Here is a 15,933-nt window from a genome sequence, read left to right as displayed (position 1 = left end):
GTCAGACCTCCGGTTCCGCGAACTCGAAGTACTCCGGCAGCGGCGCCGTCCCCGCCAGCCGGAAGTACCGCACCTTCCGCCGTCGCCGCAGGCGCAGCGTGTCGCGGACGGCGTCGTTGTGGACGCGGCGGGCGATCACCACCCGGTGCTCGGCGTCGGTCAGCTCCTCGGCCAGCTCGGCGGGCAGGCCGGTCCGGTCGACGCGGCTCAGCTGCAGCGTCAGGTCGCCCTCTTCGGCCTCGCGGTCCGCGCGCGGCGCGGCTTCCGCGCGTTCGGCCGACGTCCGCAGCTCGGTGTCGCCCAGCACCACCGCGACCGCGCGGGCGACCACCGCCCGGCGGGCCAGCGCCGCGTCGAGCGCGGCCCAGCCCGCGTCCATCCGGACGTGCAGCCGGTCGAGCCGGTTCGCCGTCGCCACCAGGAAGAGCCCGCCCAGCACGACGACCAGCGCCAGCACGGGAAGCAGCCAGCCGAGCACGCTCACCGGGCCGGCTCCCGCTCCGGCGCCGCGACGCGACGCGGGTCGGCGGCCACGGCCGTCTCGTAGACCCGCAGCACCTGCGTCGCCACCACCGACCAGTCGAACATCGTCACCCGCTCCCCCGCCGCCGCGGCCAGCGACGCCCGGCGCGCCGGGTCGCCGAGCAGCTCGCGCAGCCCGTCCGCGAGGGCCGCGGGGTCACCGGTTTCGACGAGCATCCCGGCGTGGCCGTCGTCGAGGACGCGGCGGAAGGAGTCGAGGCCGCTGGCCAGCACCGGGGTCCCGGCCGCCATCGCCTCGGTGAGGATCATCCCGAAGCTCTCGCCGCCGGTGTTGGGTGCGCAGTAGACGTCGACGCTGCGCAGCGCCTGGGCCTTCACGACGTCGTCGGCCTGCCCGAGCAGTTCCAGGTGCGGCGCCAGCTCGGGGCCGGCGTCGCGGCGCAGCTGGTCTTCGTCGCCGCGGCCGACCACCACGAGCCGCAGGTCCTCGAACTCCGGCAGGATCCGCCGCAGCGCCTCCAGCAGCACGCCCATGCCCTTGCGCGGTTCCCCGAACCGGCCGACGAACCCGACCGTGCCGCCGGCCCGGGGATAGCCCGGCAGCGGCGTCGCCGAGGAGAAGAACTCGACGTCGACGCCGTTGGGGATCTCCACGGCGTCACCGCCCGCGTGCTCCACCTGGACCCGGCGGGCCAGCGCCGACACCGCTATCCGCGCCGTGATCTTCTCCAGCAGGGGCCGCAGCACCGGCTGGAACGCCGACAGCGTGCGCGAGCGCGTGGTCGCGGTGTGGAACGTCGCCACGATCGGGCCGTCGGCGATGAGCAGCGCCAGCAGCGAAAGGCTCGGCGCGGCGGGCTCGTGCAGGTGCAGGACGTCGAAGTCGCCGTCGCGGATCCAGCGCCGCACGCGCGCGTAGGACACCGGGCCGAACTGCAGCCGCGCGACCGAGCCGTTGTACGGGATGCCGAGCGCCTTCCCGGCCGGGTGCACGAACTCCGGGAGCTCGGCGTCTTCGTCGGCGGGCGCCAGCACGGACACCCGGTGGCCGCGGGCGAGCAGCGCCTTCGTCAGGTCGATCACGTGCCCCTGGACCCCGCCGGGCACGTCGAACGAGTAGGGGCAGACGATCCCGATCCGCATCGGGCGCGCGGCCACGCCTCAGCTCGCTTCTTCGAGGCTGACCCGCTCGCCGGCCTCGAGGTCGGCGGGCCAGAACTTCTGCAGCATGTGCCAGTCGGCCGGGTGCGCGGCGATGTCGCCGGCGAAGATGTCGGCCAGCGCCTGGGTGGCGGCCGCGACCTCGGCGCGCGCGGTGACGCGGATGCGCGGGTGCAGCCGGATCTGCCAGCCGTCCTCGGTGAACCAGCAGCCGGCCGGGATCAGCGCGGCGCCGGTCGTGGCGGCCAGCCGGGCCGGGCCGCCGGGGAAGCGGGCCGGTTCGCCGAAGAACTTCACCGGGATCCCGCTGTTGGTCAGGTCGCGGTCGCCGACCAGGCAGACGGCCTTGTTCTCGCGCAGCCGCTTCAGCAGCACGCGCATCGCCGAGCTGTCGCCGGTCAGCGGCACGATCTCGAAGCCGAGCGACTCGCGGTACTCGACGAACCGGCGGTAGAGCGACTCGGGCTTCAACCGCTCGGCGACCGTCGTGAACCCGCCGAGGTAGTCGGCCAGCCACACGCCGGCGATGTCCCAGTTCCCGCTGTGCGGCAGCGCCATCACCGCGCCGTTGCCCTCGGCGAGCGCGGCGTCGAGGTTCTCCACGCCGGTGATCGACCCCGCGACCTTGGCGCTGACCTCCTTGTGGTCCATCGACGGCAGCCGGAACGTCTCGTGCCAGTAGCGGGCGTACGAGCGCATCGCGCGGCGGGTCAGCTCGTCCATCTCGACCGGGTCGGCCTGCGGCACGACGCGGGCGAGGTTGGCCCGCAGCTGCCGCACGCCGCCGCCGTCCCGCCGGACGGCGAGGTCGGCGCCGAGCGAGAACACCGTGCCGCCGAACCCGGGCGGCAGCCAGCCGGCGAGCCGCCACCCGGCCGCGTAGCCGAAGGCGCTCAACCGCTCGGACAGCGCACTCATGCGGGCTGCTCCCCCGCGGCGGCCTCACGGGCCGCCTTGGCCACGGCGGCGAAGCGCTGCAGCAGGGTGATGACGGACAGCACGGCGAGCAGCCAGAGCGTCACGTCCACGGTGTACGGGACGCCGAAGCCGTGCAGGCCGGTGCCGACGAGGGCGATGATCAGCCGCTCGGCGCGTTCGACGAGCCCGCCGTCCACCGGCAGGCCGGAGGCGTCGGCGCGGGCCTTGACGTAGGAGATGACCTGGGCGAGCACCAGGCACAGCAGCGCCGCGGCGGCGGCCGGGTGGTTGTCGTCGACGACGAAGCACCACCAGGCGATCGCCGCGAACAGCGCACCGTCGACCAGCCGGTCGCACGTCGCGTCGAGCACCGCGCCGAACGGGGTGCCGTAGCCGCGGGCGCGGGCCATCGCGCCGTCGAGGAGGTCGAGCATGGCGAAGCCCCACACCGTGAAGGTGCCCCAGAGCAGGTAGCCGTTCGGGAAGAAGGCCAGGGCGCAGGCGACGGCGCCGGCGGTGCCGAGCACGGTCATCGCGTTCGGGGTCAGCCCGGCGCGGACCAGCGCCTGGCCGATCGGGTCGGTGACGCGGGAAACGGAGGCACGCGCGAAGATATTGAGCATCGGTTCGTCTGAGGCACCTGGCTACGAGGGTCGGGTGGGCGAATGCAGCCTATCCACCCGCTCCGGTGAACCCGACGCGCCGCCCCGGCTCAGCCCGATTTCGTGAGCTGGCCCTCGTGCTCGCGCGCCTCTTCGGCGGCCTGCGCGGCGGCGCACTTCGGCGACAGGCGCTGCCGGATCGCGGCGCTGATTTCCCCGAGCGCGGTGACCTGCTCGGGCGTCAAGGGGTCGAAGAGGCTCTCGCGGACGGCCTCGACGTGCCCGGGCGCGGCCGCTTCGAGCGCGGCGAAGCCTTCGTTGGTGAGGACAGCCCAGGCCCCGCGCTTGTCGGTCGGACAGGCTTCACGACGCACCCAGCCGTTGGCTTCCAGCCGCGCGACGGCGTGCGAGAGCCGGCTTCGGGACGCCTGGCGGGCGTCGGCGAGCTCGCTCATCCGCAGCCGGCGGCCTTCGGCCTCGGAGAGCGCGACGAGGACTTCGTAGTAGGTGTGCGGCATGCCCGAGTCGTGCTGCAGCTGGCCTTCGAGGTGCGCGCTGAGCATGCGGGTGGCCGCGTTGAACTCACGCCAGACGCGCTGCTCGTCGTCGCTGAGCCATCGGGTTTCGGACATACCCCCATCATACCCTCGGTTGAACACTCAATAAGGGTTTTCCGGGTGCGCCGAATTGGTGCTCACCAGGCGTCGGCCAGCAGGTCCCGCGTTTCGCCCAGCAATTGCGGCAGCACCTTCGTCTGCCCGATGATCGGCATGAAGTTCGCGTCGCCGCCCCACCGCGGCACCAGGTGCTGGTGCAGGTGCGCCGCGATGCCCGCGCCCGCGATCACGCCCTGGTTCAGGCCGATGTTGAACCCGTGCGCGCCCGACACCGCGCGGATCACCTTCATCGCGTGCTGGGTGAACTCCGCGACCTCGCGCGTCTCCTCGACCGTCAGCTCGGTGTAGTCCGCGACGTGCCGGTACGGGACCACCATCAGGTGCCCCGGGTTGTACGGGTACAGGTTCAGCACCGCGTACACCGTTTCGCCGCGCGCGACGATCAGGCCCGTCTTGTCGTCCAGCGACGGGATGCGGCAGAACGGGCAGCCGGTGTCCTCGTCGTTCTCCGGCTTGTCCTGGCCCTTGATGTAGGCCATCCGGTGCGGGGTCCAGAGGCGCTGGAACGCGTCCTGGACCCCGACTCCCTGCTGCTCGACGAGCTCGGGACCCCCACCGCTTTCGGGGGGTCCAGGGGGGCTTGCCCCCCGGCCGGGGTCTGGGGCTTGGCCCCGGATAACACCGCTCACCGAACGACCGTCTCCAGCGCGTCGGCCGACGGCGACGCGTTTTCGCGGCGCTCGACCCACTCCGCGATCGCCTCGACCGCCTTCGCCACCGGCACGCCGTTGATCTGGCCGCCNGCCCCCCCCCCCCGGGGTCTGGGGCTTGGCCCCGGATAACACCGCTCACCGAACGACCGTCTCCAGCGCGTCGGCCGACGGCGACGCGTTTTCGCGGCGCTCGACCCACTCCGCGATCGCCTCGACCGCCTTCGCCACCGGCACGCCGTTGATCTGGCCGCCGTCGCGGAAGCGGAACGACACCGCGCCCGCCTCGACGTCCTTCGCGCCGGCCAGCAGCATGAACGGCACCTTCTGCGTGGTGTGCGTCCGGATCTTCTTCTGCATCCGGTCGTCGCTCGCGTCGACCTCGGCGCGGATCCCCTTGGCGCGCAACGCCTTCTCGACGTCCTGCAGGTACTCGACCTGGTCGGCGGTGATCGGGATGCCGACCACCTGCACCGGCGAGAGCCACGCCGGGAACGCACCCGCGTAGTGCTCGGTCAGCACGCCGAAGAACCGTTCGATCGAGCCGAACAGCGCGCGGTGGATCATCACCGGGCGCTGGCGCGAGCCGTCCGGCGCGGTGTACTCGAGCTCGAACCGCTTGTTCTGGTTGAAGTCCAGCTGGATGGTCGACATCTGCCAGGTGCGGCCGATCGCGTCCTTGGCCTGCACCGAGATCTTCGGGCCGTAGAAGGCCGCGCCGCCCGGGTCCGGGACCAGCTCGAGCCCGGAGTCGACGGCGGCCTGCCGCAGCGTTTCGGTGGCCTCCTCCCACTCCCAGTCCTCGCCGATGAACTTGTCGGAGTCGCCGCGGGTGGACAGCTCGAGGTAGAAGTCGGAGAGGCCGTAGTCCGCCAGCAGGTCGAGGACGAACTTGAGCAGCGACCGCAGCTCGCCCGGCATCTGCTCCTTGGTGCAGTAGATGTGCGAGTCGTCCATCGTCAGCCCGCGCACGCGGGTGAGGCCGTGCACCACACCCGACTTCTCGTAGCGGTAGACGGTGCCGAACTCGAACAGCCGCAGCGGCAGCTCGCGGTAGGACCGCCCGCGCGAGCGGAAGATCAGGTTGTGCATCGGGCAGTTCATGGCCTTGAGGTAGTAGTTCTCCTCGTCGAACTGCACCGGCGGGAACATGGTGTCCGCGTAGTACGGCAGGTGGCCGGACGTGTGGAACAGCTCGCCCTTGCTGATGTGCGGCGTGTTCACGAACTCGTAGCCGGCCTCTTCGTGGCGGCGGCGCGAGTAGTTCTCCAGCTCGCGGCGGATGATGCCGCCCTTGGGGTGGAACACCGGCAGGCCGGAGCCGATCTCCTCGGGGAAGGAGAACAGGTCGAGCTCGGCGCCGAGCTTGCGGTGGTCGCGGCGCTCGGCCTCGGCGATGCGCTCGAGGTGGGCGTCCTGCGCCTCGGCGGATTCCCACGCCGTGCCGTAGATGCGCTGCAGCTGCGGGTTCTTCTCGCTCCCCCGCCAGTACGCGGCGGCGACGCGGGTCAGCTTGAACGCCGGGATGAACTTCGTGGTCGGCACGTGCGGGCCGCGGCAGAGGTCGCTCCAGACCCGTTCCTTGGTGCGCGGGTCGAGGTTGTCGTAGATGGTGAGCTCGCCCTCGCCCACCTCCATCACCTCGGCGGTGTCCACTTCGGACTTGAGGTCGACGAGCTCGAGCTTGAACGGCTCGTCCGCCAGTTCCTTCTTCGCCTCGTCCACGGAGTCGAAAACGCGCCGCGAGAACTGCTGGGCGCCCTTCACGATCTGCTTCATGCGCTTTTCGAGCGCCTGCAGGTCTTCCGGGGTGAACGGCTTGTCGACGGCGAAGTCGTAGTAGAAACCGTCCTTCACCGGCGGGCCGATGCCGAGCTTGGCGTCCGGGAACTGCTGCTGCACGGCCTGGGCGAGCACGTGCGCCGCCGAATGCCGAATGACGCTGCGGCCGTCCTCGGTGTTCGCGGCGACCGGCTCGACCTCGGCGTCGGCCTCGGGAGCCCAGGCGAGGTCGCGCAGCTTCCCGTCGGCGTCGCGCACGACGACGATCGTGTCCGCGCCCTTGGTCGGCAGGCCGGCTTCGCGGACCGCCGCGCCCGCCGTAGTGCCCGCCGGTACCACCACACGGGAGGCGGCCACGGGGGAAACGGGGGGCGACTGGGACACGATCGGCTCCTCAAGCTGGAGTGACAAAGACGACGCCGTCGATGCTAGTCGGCGGCGTCTTCGCGCCTCACGCGCGTGGCGCGAACGCCGGACGGGCCGCCTCCGGCTCCGGAGACGGCCCGTCCGATCGCGGTCAGAGGGTCTCGACGACCTGGTCGAAGTCGAGCCGCGGCAGGCGGTCGAACCAGGGGTTCTCGCCCGGCTTGCCGACGTTGACGACGACGAGCGAGCGCCACTTCTTGTCCGCGAAGAACTCGTCGTCGACGCCCTGGGCGTCGAAGCCGGTCATCGGGCCGGCGGCCAGCCCGGCGGCGCGGACGCCGATGATGAAGTAGCCGACCTGCAGCAGCGAGTTCAGCTTGGCGAACTCGACGCGGCCCTGTTCGTCGGAGAAGTTGTCCTTCACCTGCGGGGCGTGCGGGAACACCTGCGGGATGTTCTCGTGGAAGTCGACGTCCGCGGCGAGCACGACGGTCAGCGGCGCGGTTTCGGTCTTGTCCCGGTTGCCCGGAGCCATGTGCGGGAGCAGGCGGGCCTTCGCCTCGGCGGTCCGGAGCACCAGCGCCCGCAGGGGCTGGGTGTTCATCGACGTCGGGGCCCACTTGACGAGGTCGTAGATCGCGCGGACCTGCTCCTCGGTCACCGGCTCGGAGCTGAAACTGTTGGCCGTGCGGGCCTCGCGGAACAGCAGGTTCTGGACGTCCGCGGGGACCTGGAGGGCTTCGGTCTGCTCGGCAAAGGCGGTCATGGGGCTGTGCTTCCTTCCGTTGGGTCGGTACCCCGTGCAACCAGGTTGAGCGTTGAACTATTTCGGGTTCAACCAAGCCGGACCGGTGAAGTGGATCACAACGGTGACGTGGCGATCACAGCCTGCGAGCAGCGCCAGCCGATGGGGGCGGACAACCGCAGCGAACGGCGTACCGCCGGCGGCGCGGCGGGCCCAGGGGCCACGCGGCGAACAGCGGCGCCCAGGCGGCCGGGCGGGGACCGCGGTGGCGAACCCTCGGGACAGCCGGTCGCGCTTCGCACCCGTTCGGACGCGCTCCCGGGCGGCCGGGAACACGAACACGGCCGCCGACCCCCTCGGCGGGGATCGGCGGCCGTGGTGCGCGATGCGCGGCCGTGACGGGTCAGTAGGCGCCCTGCCCGCCCATCACCGCGCGGAACGTCTTCCACAGGATCACCAGGTCGAGCGCCAGCGACCAGTCCTCCACGTACCGCAGGTCGAGCCGGATGCTTTCGGCCCACGTCAGGTCGCTGCGGCCGCTCACCTGCCAGAGCCCGGTCAGGCCCGGCTTGACCAGCAGCCGGCGGCGGGCGTCGGGGGCGTACTGCGCCGTTTCCTCCGGGAGCGGGGGCCGCGGGCCGACGAGCGACATCCTCCCGGACACCACGTTGAACAGCTGGGGCACCTCGTCGAGCGAATACCGACGCAGGAAACCACCCACACGGGTGATCCGCGGGTCGCGCTTCATCTTGAACAGCGGGCCCGCGCCCTCGTTGTCCGCCTCGAGGGTTTTCCGGATTTCGTCGGCGTTCGTGACCATCGTGCGGAACTTGAGCATGGTGAACGTCGCGCCGTCGCGGCCGACGCGGCGCTGGCGGTAGATCACCGGGCCGCGGTCGTCGAGCTTGATCGCCAGCGCGATCACGAGCAGCAGCGGGGAAAGCAGCGTCAGCAGGAACGCCGATCCGGCGCGGTCCACGATCTCCTTCACCACGCGGCGGCCGCCGGTGAACATCGGGGCCGTGACGCGCAGCAGGGGCATCCCGAGCACGCCGGTGACGTTGAGGCGGGGCCCCGCGACCTCCATCAGCACGGGGGCCACGACCATCTCCGCGCCGGTGCCCTCCATGTCCCAGGCCAGGCGCTGCAGGCGTTTCGGCGTCCAGTACTGGTCCGCGGTGATCGCGACGACGCGGTAGCCACCGCGCCGCACGTAGCGGGACAGTTCCTCGAGCCGGCCGACGACCGGGACGCCGTCGATTTCGCCGCTGTCGCGGTCGGCGCCGTGGCCCGTGAACGTGCACGCCGCCTCGACGCGCCAGCCGACGTGGACCTCGGACTTGGTGCGCGCGATGAGGTCGGCGACGGTTTCCGGGCTGCCCGCGGCCATCACCGGCAGCAGGCAGAGTCCCTTGGCGCGCTTGCGGTGCAGCACCTGGCGCAGCAGGTACCGCTGTGGGAAGGCGACAAGCGCGATCGCCGGGACGACGACGAAGACCCAGACCTGGACCTCGAGCGCGCCGAACAGCAGGCCGCCGAGGGCGACCAGGACGGCCGCGGTGATGAAGCCGCGGCCCAGCGTGCGGTATTCCTCGGCGCCTTCGCCGAGCACGCGGGAGCTCCAGGCCCGGCTGGCGGGCAGGGAGACGAAGACGGCGAGGATGGTTCCGAAGGCGTGCATGTCGTGCGGGGCAAGGCGATCGATGACGAACGCGCTGATCGCGATCACCAGCAGCGTGATGAAGACGTCGCTGCCGATGACCCAGGCTCTGTATCTCGCCTCCCAGGCCGCCGGGAGTGCTTTGGGGGACGGCGTGGCGGCCGGTTCGGCCGGCCGGTCGTCCCGCTGGGCGGGGCGGGGAATGGCCTGGAGGTCGATGTGCGGCGGTGGCTGGCTCACCGTGTACGACGGCCGCACCGACTCTTCCATCTGACCTCCCGGGACCAGGGATCGGGTTGGGTCCGCACGCACGCTGCGTCACCGGAAGTGATTTCGTACAGTCACCACTACTGGATCTCGCGCTGTGCCCACGGAGGGCTTCACACGGCAAGGTATCGGCGACCCTCTCAGCATCGTTACAAGGATTTCCAGCCACATGCAGCGCGTCTTTCCCGCCAGAAAATGGCCGCATGATAACAAGATGATGACGATGCGTAATAGAGCGTATCCCCGCAAAAACTACGGAACGTAGTCAAGGAGACGATGCCCGCACCCGGGTGGACCCACGCTCTTCCAAACGGCCGAACGAGCCCCGCGGCTCTACTGTGGACACTGCGCTCGCCCACCCGTCCACAGTGGACCACTCGGCCACCGCGTGACGATTGCCGCCGAACCGTCACACGCGCGATTCGTTCGACAGAAGACCGCCGCGGCGACAGTTCTTGGAGGTAGTTCCACAGAGCCCGCGCGGCCGCCTCGAAACCCCTCTCGTGAACAGATACGGAGGATCCGAACGGATCGTTCACTCCGCTTGAGGGTGGCAGACACCACGGCCGTGGCGAACCTCACAGACGCAACCACGGCGGGGTCCGGGGGCGTGCCCCCGCCGGGGGCGTGGGGCTCGGCCCCCACAAAGCAGAGAGCCCCTGTTCGCGATATCTGCGAATAGGGGCTCTCTCTGCGAACTCGTGGGCGATACTGGGATCGAACCAGTGACCTCTTCGGTGTGAACGAAGCGCTCTCCCGCTGAGCTAATCGCCCGCTCGCGGTGTTGAAGGAAACACTAGCGTACGACTTACGGGCGCCTGCAAACGGGTGGTCCTGGACGACCACACTCCGCTTACCGGCGAGTACGGAACGAACAACCCCGAGCTAGCCGGGGTTGTGGCCGGTGGGGGCCGCCCGACACGACGTTCGACATCCGTGCGACGGTGCTATCGCCCGGCGACTAAACCGCGCAGTATGGAGGAGTGGGCTCACACGGGGCGCGCCGGTCGATCGCGCGCCGTGGGGTGAACACGGGCGCGAACGGGGGCTGATGGGCCCGTACGGGTGATGTGCTGCGCACCTGCGACGGAATCGGCCTCCCGATGCGTCCCAGTGGTGACGCCCTCGGCCGGGCCGGGCCGGGAAGGGAGACGAAGGGGAGGACGATGCGCAACGATCACGTGACGCTCCGCTCGACGGCGGTCTTCGACCTGCTGGCGCCGCGGACGCCCGCGGTTCCGGTGAAGGTGGAGCTGCGCTACGACACACGCGACCCGTACGCGGTCGTCGCCGCCTTCCGCACCGGCCGCGCCGGCTGGGTCGAGTGGGTGTACGCGCGCGACCTCCTCGCGGACGGCCTGCTGGCCGACGCGGGTGACGGGGACGTCCGCATCCGCCCTTCGGTCGAAGACCCCGAGTCCGTGCTGATCGAGCTGAACTCGCCGTCCGGGCACGCCATGTTCGAGGCGTCCGCCCAGGAGCTGGCCGACTTCCTCGACCGGACGTACGACGTGGTGCTGCCGGGCAACGAGCACCTGTGGGTCGACGTCGACGACGCGCTCACGCACCTGATCCCGCACGATCTGGCCTGATGACGGGCTTGCAACGGCTCAGTGACACCCCGGTGTCGGAGCCGTTTCCGGGGTCCGATATGGTTTTCCCACACCACGGCGACGGGGTGAGCGACAGGGCCACGGCCCCGGAGCTCCCGAACCGCAGCCGGGAAGTGCGGATGTAGCGCAGCTGGTAGCGCATCACCTTGCCAAGGTGAGGGTCGCGGGTTCGAATCCCGTCATCCGCTCGGAAGGGCTCTCGGGCCTGTCACGGTGGAGTGGCCGAGAGGCGAGGCAACGGCCTGCAAAGCCGTGTACACGGGTTCGAATCCCGTCTCCACCTCGCGCGATTAGCTCAGCGGGAGAGCGCTTCCCTGACACGGAAGAGGTCACTGGTTCAATCCCAGTATCGCGCACCACCTGAAACCGCAGGCAAGAAGCCCTGTCCCTCCCCGGAGGGGCAGGGCTTCAGCCGTCAGATGGCGATGAAATGGCGATGGGCCCCGACCCGGGTTCCAGACCGCGTCGGCCGCTACGGAGCACGTTGGCCACCGCTTCCCGGACGACGGCGCCGAACACCCTCGCGCCACGCAAGGCCTGCCGGGCACCGGAAAGCTCGGTGGCCGGTGACATCTCCCGGTAGCCCGTGCCCTTCAGACCCCGGTGGACCGCCACCGAGAAATCGGTCCATTCCTCCGGTCGCTCAGGAGCCGGTGAGACCGACGTGGTCGTCCAGGAAGTCGAAGAACCGCTGGGCGGCGAGCGACCGGGCCATCGGCTCGCAGTGCCCGGGGCCCTCGGCTTCGGTGAAGCGGAGGTGCACCTTCTCGCCGGGGATCAGGTCGTACAAGCGCTGGGGCTGGCCGGCGAAATACCCTTCTTGGTCGGGATCGGCGCTGAGGACCGGCGTCGTGATCCGCGCCGCCGGCTCCGGCGTGATCTCGTAGCGAGCGGCAGCCGGCCGCTAGGGCAGGAACCCGCAGATCAGCAGCCCGATCACGAGCAGGTCCGGGCCGCGCGCCAACTGCCGCACGAGGCCGGTCGGGACGAGGACGCCCTCGTACAGCACGAGGTTCATCGCGCCGAAGTCGACTGGGCCGCGGGTCACGGAACGGACCACCGCGTACGCGGCCACCGGCACCGCGACCAGCGACCCGAGCGACACCGGCACGCCCAGCAGAACCACCGCCGAAGTCCAGAAGACCGCGATGACCACCAGCACCAACGCCGTCGTCAGCCGCAGCCGGGGTTCGGACGTCGTCAGCCAGCGGCGCAGCGCCGGCACGCGGTGGAGCTGCGCGATCGGCGCCGCGAAGGGCAGCAGGGCCAGGTAGCCGCCGAGTCCGAGCAGCCAGACGGACGACAGCGCGGGGAACGTCGCGTGCGCGGCGGTCACGGCGAGGGCCAGGAACACCGGCAACCCCAGCGCATGGCGGCGCGCGAGGGTCCCCGCCACGACATAACGCACCGCGGGGAAACGGCCCGACAGGCGGACCCACGGGACGGGCCGGCCGGCGGGCAGCAGGGCCCAGACGTCGAGGAACGCCGTGGCGGTGCGCTCAGCCATCCGCTCGCCAAAAGCCCGGACCAGCTCCGGCCGTGACACCGTCACAGCGGCAGACGGTGCGAACGCGGCCACCACCGCGGCAGCAAGAGCCACCACCGCCAAAATCCACAGTGGACCGATCGGGAACGTCCCCAGCACCGCCGGCACGAGCGGGAGCGCGGCCTCACCGCGGATCGCGGGCCGCCGAGCCATCACCAGCGCCAGGGCCGCGACGGCGGCGTACAGGAAAACCGCCTGACCCGGCGGAAACCCGATGAGCACCCCGGCGACCACGAAGAGGTACCCCACCGCGGCGAACCGCACGGCCCAGGCGCCCAGCAGGCGCCGCGTCAGCACCCGTGGCCGGCGGCCGTCGAAGTCCGCCCAGGTCAGTGTGGCCGGGTCGGCACGCAGGTGGCCGCGTCGCAGCGTCGCGCGCCACGCGAGGGCCAGCCCGGCGCACAGCACGGCCACGCTGCCGGACGGCCCCACCGGCGCGTCGCCGATGAGCTGCGAACGCACCAGAGCCGTGTTGTACACCGGCGACAGAACTACGCCCGCCACGATGAACCAGCAGAGCACCAAATCAGGGCGCTTCACGAACCGACGCCCCAGCACGCCTCCCCCACAAAGGGTGACGATAACTCAACTCGGCGGCGAAGCGAGCCCATTCTTGTGAGTTCGATCGTCCGGGCCGCGAACCTCAGCGGTGGCGCGTAGCGTCGTTGATCAGGTCGTCGCAGAAGGCGGCGACGTCGGGGCCGATCAGCTCCAACACCCCCTTACCCGTAGCGGCTCCCTCCGCGAAGAATTCGACGATCCCCATGAGCAACCGGCCGTCGGACAAGTCGAGCGGGCTTACCTTGAACAAGTACTTCTGCATTTCCTGGTACACGATCCGGTAGTCCGGTGGGAGCGCCTTGACGCGAGCCGTGTGCGCCCGCCACTGCTTCTTGCCCTCGATGATCTCCTGGATGCCCACGTCAGCCTCCCAGCCGGGACAGTTTCCTCGCGACCGTCCGGTTCAGCTGCTCTCGCCACCGGTCGCGATGACTTCGAGCCCCTTCCCCGCCGGCCAGCGCCGCGCAAAAGCCCGCGATGTCGTCGCCCAGTACCGCTTCGACGCGCTGCCCGTCCGCCGCCGTCTCTTCGAGCAGGCCCAAGGCTCCGTCGAGGATCGGCATCAGGTTGCGGCCCGTGAAGCTCCCGTAGGCGAACAGGTGGCTGGTGACCTGGCCCCACGCCTCCCGGAAGTCGGGCGGCAACGCCTCCGCCCGGGCCTCGAACGCCTTCCACTCCCGGGTCAGATCGCTGCCGGTCAGGGTCTCCCAGGGGTTCATCTCCCGCCCTCCTTGAGCTTCTCGATGCGCGACGACAGGTAGTCCCACTTCGCCCAAAACCGCCCGAGCTCGTTACGGCCCGCGTCGTTGAGCGCGTAGAACTTGCGCGGCGGCCCCAGCCCGGACGGCCGCTTCGTCACCTGGACGAGCCCGTTCTTCTCCAGGCGCAGCAGGATCGTGTAGACCGTGCCCTCGACGACGTCGGCGAAGCCGAGGTCGTTCAGCCGGTGCGTGATCGCGTACCCGTAGGTCTCCTCGCCGCCGATGATCTCCAGCACGCAGCCCTCGAGCGTGCCCTTCAGCATCTCGGTCAGGTCCTCCATCGATCCTCCGGGTCGCCCTGGCTCCACTACTCAGTACTACTGTATACCAGTACTCAGCACTACTTAGTAGTCCGACGAGGGGAGACCCGATGACAGCGATTCACGTTCGCGGCCTCGAAAAGTCGTACCGGGACCTGCACGTCCTGCGCGGAGTGGACTTCGACGTCGCCCGCGGCAGCATCTTCGCCCTGCTCGGCTCGAACGGCGCGGGCAAGACCACCGCCGTGCGGATCCTGTGCACGCTGCTCAAGCCGGACGCGGGAACGGCCCGCGTCAACGGCTTCGACGTCGGCACCCAAGCCGACGACGTGCGGGCGGTCATCAGCCTCACCGGGCAATTCGCCGCCGTCGACGAAATCCTCAGCGGGCGGGAGAACCTCGTGCTCGTCGCCCGCCTGCGACACCTGAAGCAGCCGGGCAAGATCGCCGACGAGCTGCTGGCGCGCTTCTCGCTGACCGACGCGGCCGCGCGGAAGGTGTCGACGTACTCCGGCGGCATGCGCCGCCGCCTGGACATCGCCATGAGCCTCATCGGCGATCCGCCGGTGATCTTCCTGGACGAGCCCACCACCGGCCTCGACCCCGAAGCCCGCATCGAGGTGTGGGACGCGGTCAAGGGCCTCGCCGCGCGCGGCACGACTGTGTTGCTGACGACGCAGTACCTGGACGAGGCCGAGCAGCTCGCCGACCGGATCGCGATCCTGCACGAGGGCCGCATCATCGTCGACGGCACCCTCGCCGAACTCAAGCAGCTGCTCCCGCCCGCCAAGGTCGAGTACGTCGAGAAGCAGCCGACCCTCGAGGACGTCTTCTTCGCCGTCGTCGGCTCCCGCACGGAAAGGTGAGAACGATGGCCACCCACGTCCTCGGCGACACGACCGTCCTGTTGGGACGGTCCCTCAAGCACGTCACCCGCAGCCTGGACACCATCATCACGACGGCGATCATGCCGATCGCCATGATGCTGATGTTCGTCTACGTCTTCGGCGGCGCGATCGACACCGGCACGGACTCCTACGTCGGCTACCTGCTGCCCGGCATCCTGCTCATCACGGTCGCGTCGGGCATCGCCTACACCGCGCTGCGGCTCTTCACCGACCTGAAGAGCGGGATCTTCGAACGCTTCCACTCCATGCCGATCGCCCGCTCGGCGGTGCTGTGGGCGCACGTGCTGACCTCGCTGGTCGCCACCCTGATCTCGCTCGTGATCGTCGTGGGCGTCGCCCTCCTCATGGGATTCCGCTCCACAGCGGGGTTTCCGGCCTGGCTCGCCGTCACCGGCATCCTGCTCCTGTTCACCCTGGCGCTGACGTGGATCGCGGTGGTCGCCGGGCTCTCCGCCAAGACCGCGGAAGGCGGCGGCGCGTTCTCCTACCCGCTGATCTTCCTGCCGTTCCTCAGTTCGGCCTTCGTCCCGACCGGCACGATGCCCGGCCCGGTGCGGTGGTTCGCCGAGCACCAGCCGGTGACGTCCATCGTCAACACGATCCGCGGCCTGCTCACGCAAGCGCCGATCGGCGGCGACATCTGGATCGCCCTTGCTTGGTGCGCCGGCATCCTCGTCGTCGCGTACCTCTTCGCGACGGCCGTCTACCGCCGCAAGATCTCCTAGCGTCGCGCGTCTGAGGTTCGTTGACAGTCGCCCGGCGATGCTTACCCTGGTGACGGCCGGTCGGACGACATGAACGAGTCGTTCATGTCGTCGGGCGAGGTGAACGAGTCGTTCACTGCATCGCCGCGGCCCGGGTTGCGGGCTGCAGCCAACCTCGAACGTCAAACGACTTGCGACGCGTGACACCAGCCGTGTCAGTGCGGTGGCTGCCCCGTGTCAGAGCGGCCCGGGATCGTGGGCACATCTTC

17 protein-coding genes and 4 tRNA genes are annotated in these 15,933 nt (G+C 70.3%); 6 read left to right on the top strand and 15 right to left on the bottom strand.

What is annotated here, in order from left to right; all coding sequences use genetic code 11:
• Position 1 precedes the first annotated feature (1 nt).
• From ABFJ78_RS10720 to ABFJ78_RS10675, 10 genes are all read right to left on the bottom strand, one after another.
• Complete coding sequence (locus tag ABFJ78_RS10720) at positions 2–484, bottom strand: NUDIX hydrolase (protein ID WP_436385734.1); 483 nt, start codon at positions 482–484, stop codon at positions 2–4.
• The gene (locus tag ABFJ78_RS10715; protein WP_436386752.1) at positions 481–1,626 is read right to left on the bottom strand and encodes a glycosyltransferase family 4 protein; all 1,146 of its coding nucleotides are present in this window, start codon (positions 1,624–1,626) and stop codon (positions 481–483) included. Before ABFJ78_RS10715 ends, ABFJ78_RS10720 begins: the two co-directional genes overlap by 4 nt.
• 18 nt (positions 1,627–1,644) lie before the next feature.
• Entirely contained in the window at positions 1,645–2,562 is a 918-nt protein-coding gene (locus ABFJ78_RS10710; protein ID WP_436385733.1) for a phosphatidylinositol mannoside acyltransferase, read from the bottom strand.
• Positions 2,559–3,185, bottom strand: a complete 627-nt coding sequence (gene pgsA, locus ABFJ78_RS10705; protein WP_436385732.1) for a phosphatidylinositol phosphate synthase — start codon at positions 3,183–3,185, stop codon at positions 2,559–2,561. Before pgsA ends, ABFJ78_RS10710 begins: the two co-directional genes overlap by 4 nt.
• A gap of 89 nt (positions 3,186–3,274) precedes the next feature.
• Positions 3,275–3,796, bottom strand: coding sequence for a MarR family winged helix-turn-helix transcriptional regulator (locus ABFJ78_RS10700; protein WP_436385731.1), 522 nt, complete (start codon positions 3,794–3,796; stop codon positions 3,275–3,277).
• Positions 3,797–3,858: 62 nt separating this feature from the next.
• The gene (locus ABFJ78_RS10695; RefSeq protein WP_436385730.1) at positions 3,859–4,320 is read right to left on the bottom strand and encodes an HIT family protein; all 462 of its coding nucleotides are present in this window, start codon (positions 4,318–4,320) and stop codon (positions 3,859–3,861) included.
• Positions 4,321–4,629: 309 nt separating this feature from the next.
• Positions 4,630–6,657, bottom strand: coding sequence for a threonine--tRNA ligase (gene thrS, locus ABFJ78_RS10690; protein WP_436385729.1), 2,028 nt, complete (start codon positions 6,655–6,657; stop codon positions 4,630–4,632).
• Between the two features lie 133 nt (positions 6,658–6,790).
• Complete coding sequence (locus tag ABFJ78_RS10685; protein ID WP_436385728.1) at positions 6,791–7,405, bottom strand: malonic semialdehyde reductase; 615 nt, start codon at positions 7,403–7,405, stop codon at positions 6,791–6,793.
• A 382-nt stretch (positions 7,406–7,787) separates the two neighbouring features.
• On the bottom strand, positions 7,788–9,314 hold the full coding sequence (locus ABFJ78_RS10680) for a sugar transferase (protein ID WP_436385727.1): 1,527 nt from the start codon (positions 9,312–9,314) through the stop codon (positions 7,788–7,790).
• 699 nt (positions 9,315–10,013) lie between these two features.
• Positions 10,014–10,085 (bottom strand) — tRNA-Val (locus ABFJ78_RS10675).
• A 392-nt stretch (positions 10,086–10,477) separates the two neighbouring features.
• Between ABFJ78_RS10675 and ABFJ78_RS10670 the strand changes: the two genes are divergently transcribed.
• From ABFJ78_RS10670 to ABFJ78_RS10655, 4 genes are all read left to right on the top strand, one after another.
• Complete coding sequence (locus ABFJ78_RS10670; RefSeq protein ID WP_033293569.1) at positions 10,478–10,903, top strand: SsgA family sporulation/cell division regulator; 426 nt, start codon at positions 10,478–10,480, stop codon at positions 10,901–10,903.
• A 136-nt stretch (positions 10,904–11,039) separates the two neighbouring features.
• A tRNA-Gly gene (locus tag ABFJ78_RS10665) sits at positions 11,040–11,112 on the top strand.
• A 24-nt stretch (positions 11,113–11,136) separates the two neighbouring features.
• A tRNA-Cys gene (locus ABFJ78_RS10660) sits at positions 11,137–11,207 on the top strand.
• 1 nt (position 11,208) lies between these two features.
• A tRNA-Val gene (locus tag ABFJ78_RS10655) sits at positions 11,209–11,283 on the top strand.
• A 284-nt stretch (positions 11,284–11,567) separates the two neighbouring features.
• On the opposite strand, the gene ABFJ78_RS10650 is transcribed toward ABFJ78_RS10655, so the two are convergent.
• The 5 genes from ABFJ78_RS10650 to ABFJ78_RS10630 form a co-directional block, all read right to left on the bottom strand.
• Complete coding sequence (locus ABFJ78_RS10650; protein ID WP_436385726.1) at positions 11,568–11,714, bottom strand: hypothetical protein; 147 nt, start codon at positions 11,712–11,714, stop codon at positions 11,568–11,570.
• Between the two features lie 114 nt (positions 11,715–11,828).
• A complete protein-coding gene (locus ABFJ78_RS10645) occupies positions 11,829–12,974 on the bottom strand; it encodes a hypothetical protein (protein ID WP_436385725.1) in 1,146 nt (381 codons plus the stop codon).
• A 139-nt stretch (positions 12,975–13,113) separates the two neighbouring features.
• On the bottom strand, positions 13,114–13,392 hold the full coding sequence (locus ABFJ78_RS10640) for a DUF1048 domain-containing protein (protein ID WP_436385724.1): 279 nt from the start codon (positions 13,390–13,392) through the stop codon (positions 13,114–13,116).
• A gap of 1 nt (position 13,393) precedes the next feature.
• The gene (locus tag ABFJ78_RS10635) at positions 13,394–13,750 is read right to left on the bottom strand and encodes a DUF1048 domain-containing protein (protein ID WP_436385723.1); all 357 of its coding nucleotides are present in this window, start codon (positions 13,748–13,750) and stop codon (positions 13,394–13,396) included.
• Entirely contained in the window at positions 13,747–14,073 is a 327-nt protein-coding gene (locus ABFJ78_RS10630) for a PadR family transcriptional regulator (RefSeq protein ID WP_436385722.1), read from the bottom strand. The genes ABFJ78_RS10635 and ABFJ78_RS10630 overlap by 4 nt, the downstream gene beginning before the upstream one ends.
• An 89-nt stretch (positions 14,074–14,162) precedes the next feature.
• Between ABFJ78_RS10630 and ABFJ78_RS10625 the strand changes: the two genes are divergently transcribed.
• Together ABFJ78_RS10625 and ABFJ78_RS10620 are read left to right on the top strand one after the other, a co-directional pair.
• A complete protein-coding gene (locus ABFJ78_RS10625) occupies positions 14,163–14,918 on the top strand; it encodes an ABC transporter ATP-binding protein (RefSeq protein ID WP_436385721.1) in 756 nt (251 codons plus the stop codon).
• A 5-nt stretch (positions 14,919–14,923) separates the two neighbouring features.
• Positions 14,924–15,685, top strand: coding sequence for an ABC transporter permease (locus ABFJ78_RS10620; RefSeq protein WP_436385720.1), 762 nt, complete (start codon positions 14,924–14,926; stop codon positions 15,683–15,685).
• Positions 15,686–15,933 lie beyond the last annotated feature (248 nt).

It is taken from the genome of Amycolatopsis sp. MEPSY49, assembly GCF_051337345.1.
Classification (GTDB): domain Bacteria; phylum Actinomycetota; class Actinomycetes; order Mycobacteriales; family Pseudonocardiaceae; genus Amycolatopsis.
The sequence above is the reverse complement of the archived record's forward strand: the minus strand, read 5'-3'. Positions and strand labels throughout refer to the sequence as shown.